This window comes from Clostridium thailandense (assembly GCF_019207025.1).
GTDB lineage: Bacteria > Bacillota > Clostridia > Clostridiales > Clostridiaceae > Clostridium_AM > Clostridium_AM thailandense.
Genome location: NZ_JAEEGC010000197.1, coordinates 1 through 4365, shown reverse-complemented (window position 1 = coordinate 4365; position 4365 = coordinate 1). Strand labels below are relative to the sequence as shown.

The following is a 4365-nucleotide window of genomic DNA, read 5'->3' as shown; positions in this document are numbered from 1 at the left end:
AGATGCTGAAATCTTTGAAGCCGAACTTGGCAGACTGCTTATGGAAACTATAAGCTTTAATGATGCCTATGAAAATTTCTATCATGGTTTTGTAGTGGGAACTCTAGCTAATATGCATGATTACATAATAAAATCAAATCGAGAAGGCGGCAGTGGACGCAGTGATTTATTTATAAAATCAGTATCTAAAAGAGGAGTAGCTATAGTCATTGAATTTAAAATAGCTAAGCATATTGATGATTTAGAAAAAAGAGCAGAGGATGCTTTAAAGCAGATTAAAGAAAAAGGTTATGACCAGGAACTTAGAAGTGAAGGATACAAAAATATTATAAGATATGGTATAAGTTTTTATGAAAAGGACTGTTATGTAAAATTAGGAGAAGAGATGGAAATTTAAAACTTTTGAATTAAATAATATTTCATACAGAGTTTGAAGAAAAGGTATAGTGTTTTGCTATACATTTTCTTCTTCCAGCTGCTTAGCAGTTGGAAGAAATTTTTTAATATTATTCTGCACTTCATGATAGACATACTCATATTAGGCCAAGTACTATATATAATTAATTTATATTATTAACTTGAGTGCTTGATAGTGGAGATAAAATTGTTAACTAAAGGTGATGTATTTTCATTTTTCCTTGTGCAAATAAAAATTTCATTTTTTAAATTAACATCATCTACATAAACCCTTGATAATTTTTTTACATCAACAAGCTCTCTAGCAGCCATTGAAGAACAAAAATTTAAGCCATAGCCTGACATTACTGCCATAAGAACTTCATGCAATCCATCAAACTCAAGCGCTATATTTGGTAATCTAATACCATGAGTGTGACAGATAGACTCTAAGCGCACTCTAGCATAGCTGCCTTTCTCCCTCATTACAAATGGCTCTAGCATAATATCAGTTAAACTAACGTTTTTATTAGCATACTGGTGATTAGGAGCAGATATAAACCATAACTCATCTTCGGATATTTTATTTAAGTTAACTTTATCTATATAATTGATTGCTCCACAACCAGTAACTGCAACATCTACCTCATAATTAATAAGATGATTAACAGCAGCATCAGTATTCATTGTTGTAATTTTGATATTTATGTTTTCATTCTGCTGCTTTAAACAGGCTGCATATTTAGGTATTAAAAAATTAGATGCGAGATAGTTAGCAGCTATTTTTAAAGTACCATTTTTGCCTTGTATATAATTTTTTACAAGCGCCTCTATATTATCTTCCACTTTGAAAAGTACACTTGCCTCATTTGCTAAACTTTCACCTATTTCCGTTAGACGGATACCTCTTCCTTGAGATAAAAATAGTGTTATGCCAAGTTCTTTTTCAAATTTTTTAATCTGAGAAGTGATTGCTGGTTGACTAATTCGTAATTTCTCAGCTGCAAGAGTCACACTTCTAGTTTTTGCTACTATATAGAAAAGTCTTAAACCATGTAAGTTCATATTCTACCTCTATTCATATATTTTATTTATATATATTACAATAATATATATTATACATATAAATATATTTCTTTTATACTACAAATAAATACTAAAGATACTTAGGAGGAACGTATGAAAGAAACTATTATATACTTGGCTAGACATGGGCAAACAGAATGGAATTTAGAAAAAAGAATGCAGGGACATAAAAACTCACCACTGACAAAGCTTGGCATAACTCAGGCAGAGGGATTGTATAATAGACTTCTTGAAGAAACTATTGATATCATTTATTCTAGCGGAAGCAAACGTGCTTATGATACAGCAGCGATTATAGGAGGTAATCGCTGCATTCCCATAATTGTAAAACAAGAATTAAGAGAAATTCATATGGGGGATTGGGAAGGTCTGCAGCAATCAGATATCATAAGTAGATATTATGAAGCTTGGAGTCATTTCTGGAATAAGCCTCATCTATATGTTCCTACTGGACTAGGTGAATCCTATCAAGAGTTACAAGATAGAGTTATACCTGTTATTAAAGACATTATAAATTTAAATGGAGGTAAGACAATTCTTATAGTAACTCATCGAATTACATTAAAAGTTATTATGGCACATTTCAATAGCCAAGAGATACAAAATATTTGGGACACATCAGATATAGAACCTGCAAGTCTTTGCAAAATATCTATTAAAGATGGAGTATTCAGAATTCTAATGTATGGCGATACTTCTCACTATAGATAAACAAATCTTAGTTATATAAGTCTAATGGTGCAAAAGCATGAATACAACTTAATACAAAACTAGAAACAAAGTTAGATATGAGTGGGAGTTGATATAATTGTTTAGTCCAATAAAAAGCACAAAGGTTTATGAACAGGTAATGGAGCAAATTAAAAAGATGATTGTAGATGGAAGTCTAAAAACAGGGGACAAGTTACCTTCAGAAAGGGAATTAGTTGAGCGATTTCAGGTTAGTAGAACATCTATAAGAGAAGCCTTAAGAGCTTTACAGATTATAGGATTAGTAGAATGTAAGCAAGGAGAAGGAAATTATATTAATCATAGCTTTAAAAATAGTTTATTTGAACATTTATCTATGATATTTATGATTCAAGAGAGTAATCCCGTTGAGATAATAGAAGTAAGAAGGGTTATTGAAGTTGGAACTGCGGCAATGGCTGCAAAGAGGATAACTAATGAGGAACTGGAAAGCTTAGAAATTCTCGTGGGTGTATATGGAAATTCCAGAGATGAAGAGGAAAATGTTAAAATAGACAAAAAATTGCACTATGAAATTGCTCAAGCATCAGGAAACTATTTAATATCTAATATTTTAAATGCAATTTCTTCTTTAATTGATTCTTTCATAAAAGATGCAAGAAAGAAAATATTAGTGGAAGAAAGGAATGCAGAAATACTTGCAAAACAACATTGGGAGATATATGAGGCTTTGAAAAACCATAATCCTAAAAAAGCTTCAGAGGCAATGAAAAAACACTTAGAATTTACTAATGAATATATGCTCAGATAAAAATATTATATTTAATAGAGATAGAGAAGTTAATCTACATATTTTTGTGAGAAAGTATAAACAGATAAATGGAATTGTATAGCCTTACATTAACTTTAAATCTAATTATAAAGATAATAATAATAAGCTATTTATGGGGCTGCTGCACTAATAAATTAGTACAACAGCTTTTTCTTTTAAAAATAATATTCCATTACTTTTAAGGGAATACAATCTAGGGTATAATTACTATAATAAGAATTGCAAAAGAAGTGGAAGTGATGAGATGGAATTTAAACCACTGCCAATAGGAATAGATAATTTTGAAAAGTTAATAACTAGGGGTTATTACTTTGTCGATAAAACATTGCTTATAAAAGATTTATTAGATAATAAAGCAGATGTTAATTTGTTTACAAGACCAAGAAGATTTGGAAAAACTCTAAATATTAGCATGCTTCAATATTTTTTTGAAAATAGTGGGAAAGATAAGCGCTATCTTTTTGAAGGCTTAAATATAATGAAAGAGGGAGAAGCCTACATCTCTCATATGGGACAGTATCCTGTAATTAATTTGTCTTTAAAGTCTGCAAAGCAGCCAACTTTTGAACTTGCTTATATTTCTATTAGAAGAAGGATAGCAGAAGAATATAAGAGACATGAATATATTTTAGAAGATCAGGAATTAAAATATGAAAAGGAAAGATATTTAAAAATTCTAAAGGAACAGGGAGAAGAAGGGGATTATATTGACTCTTTATATTTTTTAAGTGAGTGTTTAGAAAAATACCACAATAAAAAAGTAATAATATTAATAGATGAATATGATGTACCGCTTGAAAATGCTTTTTTTGAAGGATTTTATGATAAAATGATAAGTTTTATAAGATCACTTTTTGAGTCAGCACTGAAAACTAATTCCTCTTTGGAGTTTTCAGTTATAACAGGCTGTCTTAGAATTTCAAGAGAAAGTATATTTACTGGATTAAATAATTTAAATATAATTTCTATATTAAATGATAGATATGCAGAATATTTTGGATTTTCTGATGATGAGGTTAAGGAATTAACTAGATATTATAAGTTAGAAGAAAAATATTTATTGATAAAAGATTGGTACAATGGATATATATTTGGACAGACAAATGTTTATAACCCATGGAGTGTAATAAAATTTATATATGATTTGCTTGCCAATATTAATGTATTACCAACTTCTTATTGGGCTAATACTAGTTCAAATAGTATAGTTAAAAGTTTAATAGAAAAAGCAGATGCAGTAACTAAAAGAGAAATTGAGCTTTTAATAGAAGGGAAAACCATAGAAAAACCGGTGCATAAAGATATAACCTATGATGAAATCTACGATTCCTTAGATAACTTATGGAACTTCATGTTCTTCA

The 4365-nt window shown here is 29.6% G+C and carries 5 protein-coding genes; 4 read left to right on the top strand and 1 reads right to left on the bottom strand.

The genetic code is table 11. From position 1 onward, the window contains the following. On the top strand, positions 1-397 hold a 397-nt coding region (locus I6U48_RS27730; protein WP_218323752.1), incomplete at its 5' end, for a PD-(D/E)XK nuclease domain-containing protein. A 176-nt stretch (positions 398-573) separates the two neighbouring features. Here the strand turns inward: I6U48_RS27730 and I6U48_RS27725 are convergent. Further along, a complete protein-coding gene (locus tag I6U48_RS27725) occupies positions 574-1461 on the bottom strand; it encodes a LysR substrate-binding domain-containing protein (protein WP_218323751.1) in 888 nt (295 codons plus the stop codon). Positions 1462-1575: 114 nt separating this feature from the next. Here I6U48_RS27725 and I6U48_RS27720 point away from each other — a divergent pair, with 114 nt between their 5' ends. The 3 genes from I6U48_RS27720 to I6U48_RS27710 form a co-directional block, all read left to right on the top strand. After that, on the top strand, positions 1576-2193 hold the full coding sequence (locus I6U48_RS27720; RefSeq protein WP_218323750.1) for a histidine phosphatase family protein: 618 nt from the start codon (positions 1576-1578) through the stop codon (positions 2191-2193). A gap of 97 nt (positions 2194-2290) precedes the next feature. Next, positions 2291-2983 (top strand): FadR/GntR family transcriptional regulator, encoded by a 693-nt coding sequence (locus I6U48_RS27715; protein WP_218323749.1) that lies wholly within the window; start codon positions 2291-2293, stop codon positions 2981-2983. A gap of 265 nt (positions 2984-3248) precedes the next feature. Next, the coding region (locus I6U48_RS27710) for an AAA family ATPase (protein ID WP_218323748.1) at positions 3249-4365 on the top strand (1117 nt) is incomplete at its 3' end.

Bases quoted from the DNA above. Each gene is read 5' to 3' on its own strand.
- I6U48_RS27720 (WP_218323750.1), top strand. From the start codon at position 1,576: ATGAAAGAAACTATTATATACTTGGCTAGACATGGGCAAACAGAATGG.
- I6U48_RS27725 (WP_218323751.1), bottom strand. From the start codon at position 1,461: ATGAACTTACATGGTTTAAGACTTTTCTATATAGTAGCAAAAACTAGA.